The organism is Asticcacaulis sp. W401b, assembly GCF_046503825.1.
Classification (GTDB): Bacteria; Pseudomonadota; Alphaproteobacteria; order Caulobacterales; family Caulobacteraceae; genus Asticcacaulis.
This window is the reverse complement of the sequence record NZ_JBKFEE010000001.1, coordinates 515,691-531,741: the sequence shown is the minus strand read 5'-3', so window position 1 is coordinate 531,741 and position 16,051 is coordinate 515,691. Positions and strand designations below refer to the sequence as shown.

General features: G+C 61.6%; 15 protein-coding genes. 5 read left to right on the top strand and 10 right to left on the bottom strand.

Features of this window, described 5'->3' with window-relative positions; genetic code table 11:
- Positions 1 to 98 precede the first annotated feature (98 nt).
- From ACK8OE_RS02500 to adh, 4 genes are all read right to left on the bottom strand, one after another.
- Positions 99 to 933 (bottom strand): IS5 family transposase gene (locus tag ACK8OE_RS02500; RefSeq protein ID WP_410271238.1). Its coding sequence is split into 2 segments (ribosomal slippage): positions 99 to 909 and positions 908 to 933, totalling 837 coding nucleotides; the frame shifts between segments, so codons are not numbered across the junction.
- Between the two features lie 100 nt (positions 934 to 1,033).
- The gene (locus ACK8OE_RS02495) at positions 1,034 to 1,582 is read right to left on the bottom strand and encodes a DUF1353 domain-containing protein (RefSeq protein ID WP_410271237.1); all 549 of its coding nucleotides are present in this window, start codon (positions 1,580 to 1,582) and stop codon (positions 1,034 to 1,036) included.
- 243 nt (positions 1,583 to 1,825) lie between these two features.
- Entirely contained in the window at positions 1,826 to 2,860 is a 1,035-nt protein-coding gene (gene adhP, locus ACK8OE_RS02490) for an alcohol dehydrogenase AdhP (RefSeq protein ID WP_410271236.1), read from the bottom strand.
- 256 nt (positions 2,861 to 3,116) lie between these two features.
- Positions 3,117 to 4,634: an aldehyde dehydrogenase gene (adh, locus tag ACK8OE_RS02485; RefSeq protein ID WP_410271235.1), complete on the bottom strand. Its 1,518-nt coding sequence runs from the start codon at positions 4,632 to 4,634 to the stop codon at positions 3,117 to 3,119.
- Positions 4,635 to 4,892: 258 nt separating this feature from the next.
- On the opposite strand from adh, the gene ACK8OE_RS02480 reads away from it, so the two are divergent.
- Positions 4,893 to 5,945: a helix-turn-helix domain-containing protein gene (locus tag ACK8OE_RS02480; protein ID WP_410271234.1), complete on the top strand. Its 1,053-nt coding sequence runs from the start codon at positions 4,893 to 4,895 to the stop codon at positions 5,943 to 5,945.
- Here ACK8OE_RS02480 and ACK8OE_RS02475 read toward each other — a convergent pair.
- The 4 genes from ACK8OE_RS02475 to miaA all read right to left on the bottom strand — a co-directional run bounded on the left by ACK8OE_RS02475 (position 5,927) and on the right by miaA (position 11,218).
- The gene (locus ACK8OE_RS02475) at positions 5,927 to 6,769 is read right to left on the bottom strand and encodes an MCP four helix bundle domain-containing protein (RefSeq protein WP_410271233.1); all 843 of its coding nucleotides are present in this window, start codon (positions 6,767 to 6,769) and stop codon (positions 5,927 to 5,929) included. The two genes, ACK8OE_RS02480 and ACK8OE_RS02475, sit on opposite strands and share 19 nt — an antisense overlap.
- A 266-nt stretch (positions 6,770 to 7,035) precedes the next feature.
- Positions 7,036 to 8,847: an IlvD/Edd family dehydratase gene (locus ACK8OE_RS02470; RefSeq protein ID WP_290794624.1), complete on the bottom strand. Its 1,812-nt coding sequence runs from the start codon at positions 8,845 to 8,847 to the stop codon at positions 7,036 to 7,038.
- Between the two features lie 27 nt (positions 8,848 to 8,874).
- Positions 8,875 to 10,026 (bottom strand): aldose epimerase family protein, encoded by a 1,152-nt coding sequence (locus tag ACK8OE_RS02465; RefSeq protein WP_290794621.1) that lies wholly within the window; start codon positions 10,024 to 10,026, stop codon positions 8,875 to 8,877.
- A gap of 337 nt (positions 10,027 to 10,363) precedes the next feature.
- Complete coding sequence (gene miaA / locus ACK8OE_RS02460; protein WP_410271232.1) at positions 10,364 to 11,218, bottom strand: tRNA (adenosine(37)-N6)-dimethylallyltransferase MiaA; 855 nt, start codon at positions 11,216 to 11,218, stop codon at positions 10,364 to 10,366.
- 77 nt (positions 11,219 to 11,295) lie between these two features.
- On the opposite strand from miaA, the gene ACK8OE_RS02455 reads away from it, so the two are divergent.
- Genes ACK8OE_RS02455 through ACK8OE_RS02445 form a run of 3 tightly spaced genes read left to right on the top strand, consistent with a single transcriptional unit; the run spans position 11,296 to position 13,041 of the window.
- Positions 11,296 to 12,402, top strand: coding sequence for an Mrp/NBP35 family ATP-binding protein (locus tag ACK8OE_RS02455; RefSeq protein WP_410271231.1), 1,107 nt, complete (start codon positions 11,296 to 11,298; stop codon positions 12,400 to 12,402).
- Positions 12,403 to 12,457: 55 nt separating this feature from the next.
- Positions 12,458 to 12,766 carry a type II toxin-antitoxin system RelB/DinJ family antitoxin gene (locus tag ACK8OE_RS02450; protein WP_290794612.1) on the top strand — a complete coding sequence of 103 codons (309 nt, stop codon included), beginning with the start codon at positions 12,458 to 12,460 and terminating at the stop codon, positions 12,764 to 12,766.
- Positions 12,763 to 13,041 carry a type II toxin-antitoxin system RelE/ParE family toxin gene (locus ACK8OE_RS02445; RefSeq protein WP_290794609.1) on the top strand — a complete coding sequence of 93 codons (279 nt, stop codon included), beginning with the start codon at positions 12,763 to 12,765 and terminating at the stop codon, positions 13,039 to 13,041. The genes ACK8OE_RS02450 and ACK8OE_RS02445 overlap by 4 nt, the downstream gene beginning before the upstream one ends.
- Before the next feature lie 19 nt (positions 13,042 to 13,060).
- On the opposite strand, the gene ACK8OE_RS02440 is transcribed toward ACK8OE_RS02445, so the two are convergent.
- Positions 13,061 to 14,266, bottom strand: a complete 1,206-nt coding sequence (locus ACK8OE_RS02440; RefSeq protein ID WP_410271230.1) for a DUF1624 domain-containing protein — start codon at positions 14,264 to 14,266, stop codon at positions 13,061 to 13,063.
- Between the two features lie 150 nt (positions 14,267 to 14,416).
- On the opposite strand from ACK8OE_RS02440, the gene ACK8OE_RS02435 reads away from it, so the two are divergent.
- Positions 14,417 to 15,511: an NADH:flavin oxidoreductase gene (locus ACK8OE_RS02435; protein ID WP_410271229.1), complete on the top strand. Its 1,095-nt coding sequence runs from the start codon at positions 14,417 to 14,419 to the stop codon at positions 15,509 to 15,511.
- A gap of 12 nt (positions 15,512 to 15,523) precedes the next feature.
- Here the strand turns inward: ACK8OE_RS02435 and ACK8OE_RS02430 are convergent, their stop codons facing one another.
- Positions 15,524 to 16,042: a dihydrofolate reductase gene (locus ACK8OE_RS02430; RefSeq protein ID WP_410271228.1), complete on the bottom strand. Its 519-nt coding sequence runs from the start codon at positions 16,040 to 16,042 to the stop codon at positions 15,524 to 15,526.
- Between the last annotated feature and the right edge of the window lie 9 nt (positions 16,043 to 16,051).

Below are 16,051 nucleotides of genomic sequence, written 5' to 3'. Positions count from 1 at the left end.
GGGCTTTCAATCTGTTCAGACGCCAGTGCTCTACAACAAACTTACTGTAGCCAATATCCCCCCTCAGATAATAAGTTCTCTGAGAGTCCGATTCAAAATTAACTTGAATGATTACGGAGGCTTGCGGCTCGTCGGGTAAGGAGTTGGATGGACGCGATGAAGAGCCATGCGGTAGCGGATGCGATGGTTCGCTCGAAGTCCTTTGCCAGTCGGCGGTTTCGGTTGACCCATGCGATGGTTCTTTCGACCACCCATCGCCGTGGCAGCACCTCGAAGCCCCGGGCTCGGTCGGAACGCTTTATGATCTCGACGGTCCAGTCGCCCATCTTTCGGAGAGCGTCTTTCAATTTATCTCCGGCATAGCCGCCATCAGCAAAGAGGTGGCGCAACCACGGGAAGCGCTTAACAATGTCGACCAGAACAAGCGGCGCGCCGTCACGATTCTGGATGTCGGCCGTGTGAACGACAGCGTGCACCAGGTTCCCCGCTGTGTCGGTAAGGATATGGCGCTTACGCCCTTTGATCTTCTTGCCGGCGTCATAACCGCGGGGACCGCAACTTTCCGTGGTTTTGACGCTCTGGCTGTCGATTACGCCAGCGCTGGGAGAGGCTTCACGGCCCTGTGCTTCGCGCACTACCATAAGCAAGATGTGGTTCAACGACAACCAAAGACCGTTGTCCCGCCACAGATAGAACCAACGGCGAACCGTCGAAACCGGCGGAAACGACGGTGGCAACATTCGCCACGGCAGCCCGCCGCGCAGGAGATAAAGGATCGCCTCGACGATACGGCGCAGCGGCCATTTCCGCGGACGACCCACCGACGAAGGCGGAGGCAGCAAAGGCTCAAGTACTCCCCATTCGGCGTCGGTCAAATCTGTTGGCAAGGCAAGGCCAACGCGGGCATAACGCGCGAGTGGTGTCGGTCCACATGGCTGAACTCCGGAAGTTTGTTGCAAAACCCCTGAATCAGCCACCGGAAACGCTGTCAAGCTAACCCGCTGATGCCACTCACTTTAATTTCAGATCAGGCTCAAAGAGGTTGCGGGCCGTTGGTTTCACCGCTGAAGGCCGTGTGGCGTTCGAACGGGGCAATCTCAAGACGCTTGCCATCGCGCCAGTCCGCAAAGGTCCGGTTCCAGATGCGGCGTTCCTTGTTGTAACCGCTGCCACCGCCCAGTCGCACCGCCGTGTACAGGATAAGGCGTTTGAACCACGCCACCTTCAGTTCACGCAAGGCATGGAGAAAGACACGATCGGCGCGCGCCCGCATGTCGGGTTCGCCCACGGCGTAGAGCCAGTCGTGCACGACCGCCGCCTTGGCATGACGACCAAAGGCAGGGATCAGGCCGCGCACCAGCCAGGGAATGGATGCGAAGTCAGTAATGTAGCTTTGCGGTACGCGAAACCTCAGGCCCTCGATTTCGTCCTCATAGACAAAGCTTTCGTAAAGGACGGCGGTGGTGCGGCCTTCGCGCTCGATGTCGCCATCCAGTATGGCCACCAGAAGCGCAGACGGCATGGTCGGAGCGTATTTCAGCCCCATCTCGGCGGCCGGTTTTGTCCCGGAATAGAATGGCATGTCCCCTCCATTTAGAGCGATATGTCGAAAAGTGTGGGTGGTTTTCGGAAAAATATCGAGAAAAAACAAAAATTTATATCATGCGTCGGCTCAACTGAGTCGACGAATTTTCTAAGCGCGCGTAACACTATTCTCTGAAACCAGCCTCAAGGCAAGGGAGGGTTGCGTAAGCATAAAAAACGCCCTGCCGGGGAGGGGGCAGGGCGTCGGCTTGCGCGTCACAAGCGCTCAGACGTCAGGCGGTCAGGCGGTCATGTCGAGCACGATGCGGCCTTCGATCTGCCCCTTGTGCATACGCGCAAAGATGTCGTTGATGTTTTCCAGTTTTTCGGTGGCGATGGTCGCCTTGACCTTGCCGTCGCTGGCGAAATCAAGCGATTCCTGAAGGTCGAGGCGCGTGCCGACGATGGAGCCGCGCACAGTCACGCCATTGAGCACCATACCGAAGATGTCGAGCGGGAATTCTCCCGGCGGCAGACCATTCAGAGACACCGTACCGCCGCGCGACACCATGCCGAGCGCCTGTTTGAAGGCGGTGGTCGAAACCGCGGTGACGAGCACACCCTGCGCCCCGCCACCGGTAGCCTTTTTGATATAGGCCGCGGGATCGGCTTCCGTTTTGGCATTGACCGTCACGGTCGCGCCCAGACGGCGGGCGAGGTCGAGCTTGGCGTCATCAATATCGACGGCGGCGACGTTCAGCCCCATGGCCTTGGCGTACTGCACGGCCATGTGGCCCAGACCGCCGACGCCGGAAATAACCACCCAGTCGCCGGGCTTGGTGTCCGTGACCTTCAGCCCCTTATAGACGGTCACGCCGGCGCACAGGACCGGTGCGATTTCGGTAAAGCTGATGTTTTTGGGCAGGTGACCGACGAAGTTGGGATCCGCCACCACATATTCGGCAAAGCCGCCATTGACCGAATAGCCGGTGTTGAGCTGGGATTCGCACAGGGTTTCCCACCCGCCCAGACAGTGACGGCAATGGCCGCAGGCCGTATAGAGCCACGGCACGCCGACGCGGTCGCCTTCCTTGACGTGCTTGACGCCCTTACCCACCGCCGAAACGTAACCGACGCCTTCGTGGCCGGGGATGAAGGGCGGATTGGGCTTCACCGGCCAGTCGCCTTCGGCGGCGTGCAGGTCGGTGTGACAGACGCCCGACGCCTGAATGGCCACCTGAATCAGGCCTTCGCCGGGTTCCGGCACCGGCACTTCGTCGATGGTGAGGGGTTTGCCGAACTGGCGGACAACGGCCGCCTTCATGGTTCTGGCCATGCTGCGTTTCTCCTGCGGATGGGGGTGATACCAAGGGTCATTGAAAATGACTCTTGGTATGCCTTTCGAGAATTTCTCATGTCACTGATACAAATGAGAAAATCTCGAGTTTTCAACGGTCGGATGCGGTCAGCATCTTCGACCGCTGGTATGAGAGACATGATGCGCCGCAGGGGGCCGTGCCGCCATGCGACGGATGGGCGCGCGTAAAAACAGCGCGGCAACTTTCACAGCCGCCGCGCTTTTGCATTTCCGATCAGAAGAAGCCGAGCTTGGCCGGCTGATAGGAGACGAGGATGTTCTTCGTCTGCTGATAGTGGTCGAGCATCATCTTGTGCGTTTCGCGCCCGATGCCCGACTGCTTATAGCCACCGAAGGCCGCATGGGCCGGGTAGGCGTGGTAGCAGTTGGTCCATACGCGGCCCGCTTCGATGCCGCGCCCGGCGCGATAGGCGGTATTCATATCGCGGCTCCACACACCGGCACCCAGACCATAGATGGTGTCATTGGCGATCTCGATGGCCTCTTCCACCGTCTTGAAGGTGGTAACCGAAACGACGGGGCCGAAGATTTCCTCCTGGAAGACGCGCATCTTGTTGTGGCCTTCGAAGATGGTCGGCTTGATATAGAAGCCGTCCTTCAGGTCGCCGGACAGGTGGTTGGCTTCGCCGCCGGTCAGCACCTTGGCGCCTTCTGCCTTGCCGATATCGAGATATTTCTGGATCTTCTCATACTGCTCCAGAGAGGCCTGAGCGCCGATCATCGTGCCCATGTTCAGCGGGTCGCCCTGGGTGATGGCTTCGACGCGCTTGATGGCCTTTGCCATAAACTTGTCATAGATCGACTCGTGGACCAGAGCCCGCGACGGACAGGTGCAGACCTCGCCCTGATTGAGGGCGAAGAAGGCGAAGCCTTCCAGCGCCTTGTCGAGGAAGGCGTCGTCTTCGTCCATCACATCGGCGAAGAAGACGTTGGGTGACTTGCCACCCAGCTCCAGCGTGATGTTGGTCAGGTTGTCGGCGGCGGAGCGCATGATCTCCTTGCCTACGCCGGTCGAGCCGGTGAAGGCGATCTTGGCAATGCGCGGGCTCTTGGCCAGCGGCGCGCCCGCCTCGATGCCGGTGCCGTTGACGATGTTGAGAACGCCCGGCGGCAGCAGGTCGGCGATCAGTTCGGCGACGACTAGGATCGAGGCCGGGGTCTGTTCGGCGGGCTTCAGCACCACGCAGTTACCGGCGGCCAGAGCGGGGGCCAGCTTCCACGCCGCCATCAGGATGGGGAAGTTCCACGGAATGATCTGACCGACGACGCCCAGCGGCTCATGGAAGTGATAGGCGACCGTGTCGTGGTCCAGTTCACCGATGGAACCTTCCTGCGCGCGGATGCAGCCGGCGAAATAGCGGAAGTGGTCGATGGCCAGCGGAATGTCGGCGGCGGTGGTTTCGCGCAGCGGCTTGCCATTGTCCCAGGTTTCGGCCTCGGCGACGAGGCTGAGATTGGCTTCGAGGCGGTCGGCGATCTTCAGAAGGATGTTGGCGCGCTCGGTCACCGAGGTGCGCCCCCAGGCCGATTTGACCTTGTGGGCGGCATCCAGCGCGCGCTCGATGTCCTGCGCGTCGGAGCGCGGCACTTCGCACAGCTTCTGCCCGTTCACCGGCGAGATATTGTCCATGTAGCGGCCATTGACCGGTTCGACCCAGTCACCGCCGATAAAGTTGCCGTAGCGGGTTTTGAACGGTGTGGCGGCGGTGAGATCGCGTTCATGCTTGGTCATGCGAGTTGTCCCTTGGTCATGCGAGTTGTCCTTATCTGGTGTTACCCCTGAGACACCCAGCCTGCGCCCCTGCGATGGCCTGTCGCAAGCACGGACCCACATGATGCGCCGCAGCATCACGTGCATTGTGAAACCCCGCCAATCCCCGCTGTCGCAGGCTGCGTCACAGGTGTCGAATATGTCGCATTTTGCGACAGATGACAGACGTCGAAAGCGGGCGCATAATGCCGACAACAAACGATAATGCGGCAGGAAACCATGACCAGCGATCCGGCCCGCGTCGAGGCGGCGCGTAAGGCCTTCTTCGAAAAGCACAGCCTGCCCGTCGATCAGGTGGGGCACGCCATACTGCGGTCGTGGATACGCTGCGCCGATATGGGGCTGAATGCGGCTGCCGATCCGCGCACCGAAGCCCCCTCGACCAGCGATGTGCGCCTGCTGCACGAAAAGCACGAGGCGCTGCGCCGCATTTCACGTCCGGAACTGGACGCCCTGCACGCCGAGGCGCGTGAACTTTCGGGCATCGTCATCCTGACCAATGCGCGCGGCGAAATCCTAGATGCCGTGGGTGATCCGGGCTTTGCGGGCAAGGCGGCGGAGGTGGCGTTGCGCCCCGGTGTTTTGTGGAGCGAGGACGGCACCGGCACCAATGCCATCGGCACGGCGATTGCCGAGCGTCGCCCGGTAGCCGTCAACGGTGCCGAGCACTATTTTCAGGCGCACCGCGTGTTAAGCTGCGCCGCGACGCCGATCATTGACCCGCGCGGGGCGGTGCTGGGGGTGCTTGACCTCTCGACCCCGGCCCATATGCAGGGTGGGCACATGCTGGGCCTGATGCGGCTGGCGGTCGAACAGATCGAACACCGCCTGTTTCGCGAAGGCTTCGAGTCGTGCCAGACCCTGCGTTTCCATAGCGATTCCAGCCTGCTGGGCGCGGCACGCGAAGGTATTCTGGTCTTCCGTGACGGGGTGGTGGTCGCCGCTAACCGTCGCGGCCTGTCGCTGACCGGGCGCAACTGGGACGATCTCGACAGCCTGCGCTTTGACGACCTGTTCGATGCCGGGGGCTTGCGGCCCGGTGCGCTGCGTCTGCGCGACCACGAAGGGCGGCTCTATCACGCGCGCTGCGAAGAGGATGGCACGGCTCCGGCAGTGACGAACCTTACCGAGGGACGGCTGGATGATGTGGAGACGGCGGCCATCCGGCGCGCGCTTGAAGCGCATGGCGGTAATGTCAGCGCGGCGGCGCGGGCACTGGGTATCCACCGTTCGACCATTTACCGCAAATCGGGTCAGTCCAGTATGAGCTGACGGGCTTCGAGCGCTTGCAGACGTTCGGCTTCGCGTTGAGCAGCGACGATTTTCTCCGCTTCGATAGCGTGGGCCTTGAGTCGGCCAATGGCGCGCCACAGGGCGTCCACCTCATCCTTGCCCTCGGCTTCGGGGACGGGCGTGTCGAGATGCCCTTCTGACAGGCTGATGATGGTTCCCGCCACATGACGCAGCGGGCGGGTGATGAAGTGCAGGATCGCCCAGGCCGACAGACCGAGTATAGCGGCGATGGAGACCAGCGCCATGATCAGAAAGGTTTGCCCACGCTGTTGCGAAAAAGCGGCGGCTTCGGCCTGGGTCTGCGCCAGATCCTTGCGGGCTTCAACCACGAGCGTGTCGAGCCTCTGCTGAAGAGCGATGCGGTTTTCACGGTCGCCTGTCCCGACGGCTGTTGCTTTGGTGATGTCGCCTTCGTTCGCCAGTTTGATTACGGTCCGACGGGTGGCGATAAGCTCACGCGCGGCGGCTTCGATCTGTCTGTAATCTGCGCGCTCTTCGGCGTCTTTCGATAATCGCCAATCGTTCAGCGCCTGCTCCAGTTCATCGAGATTGCGGGTAAGGTTGCCCGCAAATGCCGACGCCTCGGCCTTGTCCATGGACAGGTAGATGCCACGCGACTCCATCACGACGGTGCTGACCATGCGGTTGATACGTTCAATGTCGTAAGCGTGTTCGTAGGCGGTCCCGTATTCTGTCATCATGGTCTTGTAGCGGTCCAGAGACATCAGGGCGAGGCCGGTAATCAGCAAGGCCATGACGCCGAAGGCGGCAATCAGGGCCATCAGACGCAAACGAATCGACATAGGTAACCACCCGCAACAGATAACGCGATTACGACACCTATAGGTGCTTAAGTGTAAAGATCGTGTTTACTGTGCTGATTTTGGTTATAAATTGGGCTATTTAGTTTATGTCGCGGTAATATATTGCATAGAAACGATGTCCGCCTTGCATCAAATTCCGTCGAACACTTATCGCAGCACAAAAAGTATTAACCCTGATCTGGCGGTAACAAAAAACCGCCGGAGGCTGACCCCCGGCGGCTGAATAGACGCTTTAACAAAAGAGATCAGTGGTTGTCGCGCGGCACACCCGCACCGACCTGAGCGATGCGCTGATACTTGACGGCGTTTTCGAGCACCATGCCCGACCCCATCTGACCGACGACGCCCCGCTGCATTTCCTGCCACGGCGTCTGGTGCGCCGGGTACTGGAAGCCACCGGCGGCCTCAAGCGCGGCGCGGCGATCGGCGATTTCGGCGTCGGAGATCAGGACATTGACCGTGTTGTCATTGAGATCAACGCGCACCTGATCGCCGGTTTGCAGAATGGCAAGGTTGCCGCCCGCCGCCGCTTCGGGCGAAGCGTTGAGGATCGAAGGCGAGCCCGACGTGCCCGATTGGCGGCCATCGCCGATACAGGCCAGCGAGGTGACACCGCGCTTCAGCAGGTAGTTGGGGGCGCGCATATTGACGACTTCGGCGGCACCCGGATAGCCGATGGGGCCGGCACCGCGCATGAACAGGATGCAGTGCTCATCGATGTTCAGGGATTCGTCGTCGATGCGGTGGTGGTAGTCTTCGGGGCCGTCGAAGACGATGGCGCGACCGGTAAAGGCATTGGGCGAGGCCGGATCAGACAGGTAGCGCTCGCGGAATTCCGGGCTGATGACCGAGACCTTCATCACCGCCGAATCGAACAGATTGCCCGACAGGACACGGAACCCGGCGGCCAGTTTCAGCGGCTGCTCGAACGGGCGGATGACACGTTCGTCTTCGATGACCGCATCGCGGCAGTTTTCGCCGATGGTCTTGCCGTTGGCGGTGATGGCATTTTCATGGATCAGGCCGTGTTTGATGAGCTGACCCACCACGGCGGGGACGCCACCGGCGTGGTGGTAGTCTTCGCCCAGATATTCACCGGCTGGCATCAGATTGACCAGCAGCGGCACCTCTTCGCCGTACTGCTGCCATTCCTCGATCTTCAGGTCCACGCCGATATGGCGGGCCAGCGCGTTGAGGTGGATCGGGGCATTGGTCGAGCCGCCAATGGCAGAATTGACGCGGATGGCGTTGATGAAGGCTTCTTTGGTGAGGATGTCTGACGGCTTAAGGTCTTCGTGGACCATATCGACGATGCGCTTGCCTGTGCGGTAGGCGCATTCCTGACGGTCGCGGTGCGGGGCCGGGATGGCGGCCGAGTAGGGGAGCTGCATCCCGAGCGCTTCGGCCAGGCTGTTCATGGTCGTTGCCGTGCCCATGGTGTTGCAGTAACCGGTCGAAGGCGCCGAAGAGGCCACCAGCTTGATGAAGCCCTGATAGTCGATCTCACCCGCGGCCAGCAGTTCGCGGGCCTTCCACACGATGGTGCCCGAACCCGTGCGCTCACCCTTGTACCAGCCGTTGAGCATGGGGCCCACCGACAGGGCGATGGCCGGGATGTTGACGGTAGCGGCGGCCATCAGGCAGGCCGGGGTCGTCTTGTCACAGCCGATGGTCAGCACGACGCCGTCCAGCGGATAGCCATAGATGACTTCGACGAGGCCGATATAGGCGAGGTTGCGGTCAAGGCCCGCCGTCGGACGCTTGCCCGTTTCCTGAATCGGGTGGACCGGGAATTCCAGCGGAATACCGCCCGCTTCGATGATGCCTTCGCGGATGCGCTTGGCCAGCTCAAGGTGGTGGCGGTTGCACGGGCTGAGGTCAGAACCGGTCTGGGCGATGCCGATGATCGGCTTGTCCGACTGCAACTCCTCCAGCGACAGGCCGAAATTCATGTAACGCTCAAGGTAGAGCGCCGTCATGTCGGCGTTTTCAGGATTGTCGAACCAGGCGCGCGAACGGAGCTTGGTCTTGGAACGGGAGAGGTTGCGGTCGGACATCGGTGTGGGGATTCTTTACTTCTTGGATTACTTGGCGACGAAGAGGTGGTGAACCGTCGTCTGGGTGTAGGTTTCGCCGGGGTTCAGACGGGTGGTCGGGAACTGCGGCTGGTTGGGGCTGTCGGGGAAGTGCTGGGCTTCGAAGGCGACGGCGTCGCCCATGCGGGTGACCTGACCGTTGCGGCCCGGAACCTTCCCGTCGAGGAAGTTGCCGGTGTACATCTGAATGCCCGGCTCGGTGGTCAGGATCTTCAGGCCGCGTCCCGACTTGGCGTCGATTAGCGTGACGGCCTGTTTCGGAGTCTTGGTCACGCCACCGCGCAGGACGTAGTTGTGGTCGATGCCAAGGCCGATCAGGATTTGCGGATCGCGCGCATCGCGCACGCGCTCATTGATCACCGCCGGCTTGGTGAAATCGAACGGCGTGCCCTTGACCGGGGCGATATTGCCGTAGGGAATGGCGGTTTCATTGGTGGGCAGATAACCGTCTGATTCCAGTTGCAGCGAGGCTTCGAGCGCCGAGCGGCCCGAACCCACACCCGCCAGATTGAACAGGGCATGGTTGGTCAGGTTGACGATGGTCGGCTTGTCCGTCGTCGCCTTGTAGCGGATGGTCAGATCGTTGTTTTCATTGAGGCTATAGGTCACCTCGATCTTCATGGTGCCGGGATAGCCCTCTTCGCCGTCCGGCGAGGTGTAGGTGAAGGTGGCCGAAGCCTCTCCCGTCTTGCCGCCGCTCTTGACCGAAGCCAGGGTCCAGTTGACCTTGTCAAAGCCTTTCAGGCCGCCGTGCAGGTGGTTGCCATTATTGTTGGTGGCCAGCGTATAGGTCTTGCCATCCAGCGTGAACTTGCCCTTGGCGATGCGGTTGGCGTAGCGGCCGACGGTCACCCCCAGATACTGCGGGGTTTCGACATAGCCCTTCAGGTCGTCATAGCCGATGGTGATTTCGGCGGCCTTGCCATTGCGATCCGGGGCCCACAGCGATTGCAGGGTCGCGCCATAGGTGATGACCTTGGCCGAAACGCCCTTGGCGTTTTTCAGTACCACCGCCTTGACCTCGCTGCCGTCGGCCAGCTTGCCGAAGGTTTCGCTGGTGGCGGTAGCGGCCTGAGCGGCATTGACGCCCATCAGCGTCAGAACAAGCGCTGCGAGCGCAGACGAATTGCGGAGAGTCATGGCGTCAGGCCTTTCCCATCAAGGAGCTGTTTTGCGTTTCCCATAGTCATTTGGCGCCGGTTCACGCCGGATGCCGTAACAGCCTGATTAAACCCTGCCTTTTAGTCAGACAATAGGCAAATGAGGTTTTTTAATTATATGATAAAATGCAGCGATGCAATCCAGTAATCGTCTCTTGAGCGGAATGATTTCTGATGGAATCATCCCGCTCAAGCCGCCATTGAGGCGGCGGCCAAGGTGGCGAAGCCCGCACCCGGCGAGGGACTAAACAAAAGCTGGATCATTATGGTTCTACCAGAAATCATCATGATCTAGACGCCTGTCAACACAGGCGCGTTCAAGCGAACTGATTGCCGAAAAAGGTCGTCTGGCGCTTGGCGTAGTTGCGGGTCTTCTGTTTGGCCAGAGTGTGGGCCTCATCGAGCGTCATTTCGCCCTTCAGATGCGCCCACAGCTCCGGCAGGCCCAGCACGCGCAGAATGGGCCAGTCGGCGTGCAGGCCCGCGTCCATCAGGGCGCGCACCTCGTCCAGTGCGCCGTGTTCGATCATCTGGTCGAAGCGCTGGTCGCAGCGGGCATAGAGCCCGTCGCGGTCGGGTTTGAGGATGTCGAAGCGATAGCTGCCCGGCGGCAGGATGGGGTGGGTATCGGTCTGCCAGTCGCTCAAGGCGCGTCCCGTCTGCCATACCACTTCCAGCGCGCGGCACAGGCGCTGGCGATCATGCGAGGCCAGCCGCGCCTCCGTCACCGGGTCGAGCTGGCGCAGCGTGTCGCGCACAAAGGCCTCGCCCTGCGTGTCGTAGGCGGCGCGGGCACGCTCACGCACCTCAGGCTCTATCTCAGGGATTTCGGCCAGTCCGCGCACCAGAGTGAGAAAATAGAGCCCGGTGCCGCCGACAATGCACAGGGGCGTTTCGCCTGTCTGTGCGGCGGCAATAAAGGGCAGGGCGGCGCGCAGCCAGTCACCGGTGGACCACTGCTGATCCGGGGGCAGAAAGCCGTACAGTTCGTGCCGTGCCTGTGCGTTCTCCGCCGCATCCGGGCGCGCCGTCAGTAACGGCACATCGGCATAGAGTTGCATCGAATCGGCATTGAGGATCACCCCGCCGGTCTTTGCCGCCCAATCCAGCGCGCGCGCCGTCTTGCCCGAAGCGGTCGGGCCACCCAGCAACAGAATGTGAGGGTCTGGCATCGGCAGGGTCTGCAAAAGGGGTTGTGTCGTTCCTATTTCCGCCTATACGGCCCTGAAGACCCAGCGGAAAGACAAATATGCCCGATCTCGACAAACAGCAGGTACTCGACGCGCTCAATACGGTCATCGACCCGGTGACCGGGCAGGGGCTGGCCACGGCCGGGCTGGTGCGCGGCCTGACCGTATCGGGCACGCGCGCGGGCTTCATGCTGGAGGTGCCGGCGGCGCAGGTCGAACGCTATGCACCGGTGCGCGAGGCCGCTGAAGCCGTGCTGGCGGCCCTGCCCGGCATCGAAAAGGCACAGGTCGTTCTGACCGCCGAAGTGGCCGAACCGCACACGCCGCGTCCCGGTCCGCAGGCCAAACTGTCGCCGCAGGCCGCCGATCAGGGCAAGCCGAAGGCCCCGGTCGCCACGGCCCGTCCGGATCATGTCAGGTACGTTGTTGTGGTCGGTTCCGGCAAGGGCGGGGTGGGCAAGTCCACCGTCTCGCTCAATCTGGCGCTGGGGCTGAAGGCGCTGGGGCTGAATGTCGGCTGGCTGGATGCCGATATCTACGGACCGTCGGGTCCGGTCATGCTGGGGCTCAATACCCCGCCGTCGTTCAGCGCTGACAAGAAGATGCTCCCGCCGGTCGCCTTTGGCCTGAAGGTCAATTCGGTCGGCTTTCTGGTCGATGCCGATCAGGCGATGATCTGGCGCGGGCCGATGGCGTCACAGGCTCTGACGCAGTTGCTGACCCAGACGCAATGGGGCACGGCAGAAACCCCGCTCGACGTGCTGATCGTCGATCTACCGCCGGGGACGGGCGATGTGCAACTGACCCTGACGCAAAAGACTCTGATCGACGGGGCGGTGGTGGTCTCGACGCCGCAGGACATGGCGCTGATCGACGCGCGCCGGGCCGTGACCCTGTTCGACAAGACGCAGATACCGGTGCTGGGCATCATCGAGAACATGGCCTATTTCGTCGGCGCCGACGGTACGCCGATCGAGATTTTCGGCCGCGGCGGCGCGCAAAAGATGGCGCAGGCGCTGGACCGGCCGTTTCTGGGCGAAGTGCCGCTCGATCCGGCCTTACGTCAGGCGGCCGACCGCGCCACGCCGCTGCGCGATGGCCCGATGGCGGAGCGGTTTATGGGGATGGCCAGGGCGTTGTGGGGTGATCTGGCCTCACGTTCCTGATGGCTGGCGTTTGTCGTTCAAGTGAAGTACACTGCCTTTGAGAGGCAGGTGTGCAATGGCGGCAAGTGAAGTGGTGCAGGCGCGCATTGACGGCGCGATCAAGGAACGGGCCGGGGCTGTGCTCAGCCAGATGGGGCTGACGGTTTCTGACGCCGTGCGTATTCTGTTGACGCGCATTGCCAATGAGGGGGCCTTACCCGCCGGGCTGACCGTCGATCCGCAAAGCTATGACGTCTGGCTTCGCGACAAGGTCCGCGAAGCCATGCACGACCCCCGGCCGCCTGTTTCCCATGCGGACGCCCACGCCCGCATGGCGGATATCAAGGCCCAGGTTCTGGCGGGCCGCGATGCGAAGGGCCAATGATCATTCAGTGGTCGGCATCGGCCCTCGATGACCGTATCCAAACGTTTCAGTTTATTGCCGATGACAATGTAACGGCGGCCGCGAGGGTCGATGAGGCCATAGAGGCGGCGGCGGAACATCTGGCGGATTTTCCGGACAGCGGCAGACCGGGGCGTGCTCCGAAGACACGCGAATGGGTGCTGAACGGCCTGCCTTATCTGCTGATCTACAGCGTGGAAGGTCACAGCCTCACCATCTGGCGCGTCTTGCATACCTCACGGCTGTGGCCGGAATAGATACCATGTCCGCCGCAGCTCAGAGGTAGGACAGCCACCAGTCCTTGCGACGCTGTTTCAGCGCCGACCAGTAGCGGCACAGCGGGTAGAGCAGGCACAGTGTGATCATCCAGCATAGATAGGTCACCCACAGGGGCAGAAAGCTGTCATCGGGGGCGGCGGCCGGGTTGAAAAAGGCGATGGCCAGCGGGTTGAACTGCGTCGCTAGGCTTTGACCCGCGATCAGGTGAGCGGCCATAGACACAAGGTGCATGATGTAGAGGTGGCCCAGATACGCCATCATAGGCACCGAGCCAAAGGTGCGCAGGACCGACGCGACGCTTGCGGGCAGGCGATCCAGCCCCGGCGTCAGCAGGAAGACGATCCCCAGAGTCGCGGCTGTGTAGAGCAGGGATGGCGGGTATTTCGCCACATTGAAAAAGTCCATCAGGGTGTGCGCGGGCAAAGTCTGCACGGCCCATGGGCGCGGGTCGCCATAGACATTACTGAGCCGCAGCAGGACAAAGCCAATGCACAGCCCAAGTCCGCACAGGGTCAGAATGCGATTGCGGTCGGGCTTAAGAAAGACCTCCCCCATGCCATAGCCGAAGGCAATGACGCCGACCCACGGCAGCACCGGATAGAACAGCAGGATGTCGAAACCGGCGAATTTGAAGATGTTGACCTGAAACAGGAAATGCCACAGCCCGCTGAACGGACCCAACTGATCGGCATTGATGCCGCCGAGCAGATTGTGCAGCGTGATAATCGCTATCCCGATGGCCAGCACGGCGCGACGCGGCAGCCAGACCAGCGCCGAAAGTGCGATCATCGACCAGCCGATCGCCCACAATATGGCCAGAAACAGCGGGATGGGCAGGGCGAAGGACCAGCCGAAGCCGACCACCGTGACTTCAAGGACGATCAGCCACAGGCCCCGCGTCAGCAGAAAGCCCGACAGGGCCGCGCCGCTCTTGCCGCGCACATTCTGAAGCCAAGCCGATACGCCGGCCAGAAAGATGAAGGTCGGGGCGCACAGGTGCGTCACCCAGCGCGTCAGATACAGGACCGTATGGGTCTGCTGAAAATCGAGCGGATTGATCCTGAAGCCGCTGATGTGGGTGTAGTCGCGCACATGGTCGAGCACCATGATCACGATGATCAGACCGCGCAGTATGTCGATGGTCGCCAGTCGTTGGCCGGCAGCGCTCACCGGCTGAGCGACGGATGCGTCGGTTCCTGTCATGGCCTGCCCTCGCCACAAGATTGACATATTTAACGTAACGCTAACCCAGCTTTTGCGGCGTGCAAACGTTTATTTTCGGACGGTCAGCGCTTGCACCGGTTAAAGACGTAACCATATCCGGTGCGGTTACTTTTTAAGCGGAGCCCCCATATGTCGCTCGACACCTTGTTTTCGCCCTATGAACTGAAATCGCTGAAGCTGAAAAACCGCGTGGTCATGGCCCCCATGACGCGCGAGTTTTCGCCGGGCGGTATCCCGACTGCGGATGTCGCCGCCTATTATCAGCGGCGCGCCGAAGGCGGGGTCGGGCTGCTTCTGACCGAGGGCACGGTGATCGAGCGTCCGGCTTCCAAGAACGAGGCCGGTATCCCCAACTTCTTCGGTGACGCCCTTCCGGCCTGGGGCAAGGTGGTCGAAGCGGTCCACGCCAAGGGCGGGCTGATCGCACCGCAAATCTGGCACACGGGCGCGGCGGCGTCGCGCGGGACGGACTATGATCCTCAGCCGAAGCAGAGCCCGTCGGGTATTGCGCTCGACGGCTCGCAAAAGTGGGAACCGATGAGTGACGCCGATGTGGCCGACACCATCGCCGCCTTTGCGCGCGCCGCGGGTGATGCCAAAAAGCTGGGCTTCGATGCGGTGGAACTGCACGGGGCGCATGGCTATCTGATCGACGAATTTTTCTGGGACCGCACCAATAAACGCGGCGATCAGTGGGGCGGCGATACGATCGGCGCGCGCACCAGATTTGCCGCCGAAATCATCAAGGCCGTTCGCGCCGAGGTCGGGGCCGACTACCCGCTGATCATCCGCATTTCGCAGTTCAAGGGCGGGGTCTATGATGCCAAGGTTACCCACACGCCGCAGGAGCTGGAAGCGTGGGTGCGACCGCTGCTCGATGCCGGTGTGGATATCATCCACGCCTCGCAACGCCGCTTCTGGGAGCCGGAATTCGAAGGTTCGGACCTCAACTTCGCCGGCTGGGTCAAGAAGCTGACCGGGGCCCCGGTGATCACGGTGGGCAGCGTCGGTCTGGCCGAAGACTTCATCAACTTCTTCGGCGGGGCGCAGGCCAATCCGCAGGGGATTGATGAACTGCTGCGCCGTCTGGAGCGCGGGGAGTTTGATCTGGTGGCCGTCGGTCGTGCGCTTCTGGCCGATCCGCAGTGGCTCAACAAGGTGCGCGCCGGTCAGCTTGAGGAGGTCAAGGCGTTCGACCGCTCGGCATTGGCCTCGCTGGTGTAGGTTGCTCCGGCCTCAGCGTTTCCGCTCATAGACCTTCAGCGTGAAGTCGTAATCATCGCCCTCAGCCCTGGGGTAAAATTCCGACTTCACCTCGGTCCATTGTGCCGGGTCGATCTGCGGAAAGTGCGCGTCGCCGTCCAGCGTCGTGTGCACCTCGGTCACATAGAGCCGGTCGGCCTTGGGCAGGGTCTGTTCGTAGATATTGGCCCCGCCGATCACCACCACCTCATCGGCCCCGTCGTCAGCGGCGTGTTCACGCGCGATATCGAGCGCTTCAAATAGTGAATTGCAGACGATGCCGCCCTCGGCCTCGAACTTCAGATCACGCGAACAGACGAGGTTCAGCCGCCCCGGCAAGGGCTTGCGCGGCAGAGAGTCCCAGGTGTTCGAGCCCATGATGATGGGTTTGAACTGGGTAATGGCCTTGAACATCTTCAGGTCGGATTTCAGATGCCAGGGCAAGGCGTTGTCGCGCCCGATGACGCGGTTTTCGCTCATGGCGACGATAAGGGCGAGTCTGGGTTTGGGCATTCTGTTTTT

Bases quoted from the DNA above. Each gene is read 5' to 3' on its own strand.
- ACK8OE_RS02470 (WP_290794624.1), bottom strand. From the start codon at position 8,847: ATGTCCGACCGCAACCTCTCCCGTTCCAAGACCAAGCTCCGTTCGCGC.
- ACK8OE_RS02435 (WP_410271229.1), top strand. From the start codon at position 14,417: ATGTCGCTCGACACCTTGTTTTCGCCCTATGAACTGAAATCGCTGAAG.
- ACK8OE_RS02455 (WP_410271231.1), top strand. From the start codon at position 11,296: ATGCCCGATCTCGACAAACAGCAGGTACTCGACGCGCTCAATACGGTC.
- ACK8OE_RS02445 (WP_290794609.1), top strand. From the start codon at position 12,763: ATGATCATTCAGTGGTCGGCATCGGCCCTCGATGACCGTATCCAAACG.
- ACK8OE_RS02450 (WP_290794612.1), top strand. From the start codon at position 12,458: ATGGCGGCAAGTGAAGTGGTGCAGGCGCGCATTGACGGCGCGATCAAG.
- ACK8OE_RS02475 (WP_410271233.1), bottom strand. From the start codon at position 6,769: ATGTCGATTCGTTTGCGTCTGATGGCCCTGATTGCCGCCTTCGGCGTC.
- adh (WP_410271235.1), bottom strand. From the start codon at position 4,634: ATGACCAAGCATGAACGCGATCTCACCGCCGCCACACCGTTCAAAACC.
- miaA (WP_410271232.1), bottom strand. From the start codon at position 11,218: ATGCCAGACCCTCACATTCTGTTGCTGGGTGGCCCGACCGCTTCGGGC.
- ACK8OE_RS02495 (WP_410271237.1), bottom strand. From the start codon at position 1,582: ATGCCATTCTATTCCGGGACAAAACCGGCCGCCGAGATGGGGCTGAAA.
- ACK8OE_RS02440 (WP_410271230.1), bottom strand. From the start codon at position 14,266: ATGACAGGAACCGACGCATCCGTCGCTCAGCCGGTGAGCGCTGCCGGC.
- ACK8OE_RS02465 (WP_290794621.1), bottom strand. From the start codon at position 10,026: ATGACTCTCCGCAATTCGTCTGCGCTCGCAGCGCTTGTTCTGACGCTG.
- ACK8OE_RS02480 (WP_410271234.1), top strand. From the start codon at position 4,893: ATGACCAGCGATCCGGCCCGCGTCGAGGCGGCGCGTAAGGCCTTCTTC.
- ACK8OE_RS02430 (WP_410271228.1), bottom strand. From the start codon at position 16,042: ATGCCCAAACCCAGACTCGCCCTTATCGTCGCCATGAGCGAAAACCGC.
- adhP (WP_410271236.1), bottom strand. From the start codon at position 2,860: ATGGCCAGAACCATGAAGGCGGCCGTTGTCCGCCAGTTCGGCAAACCC.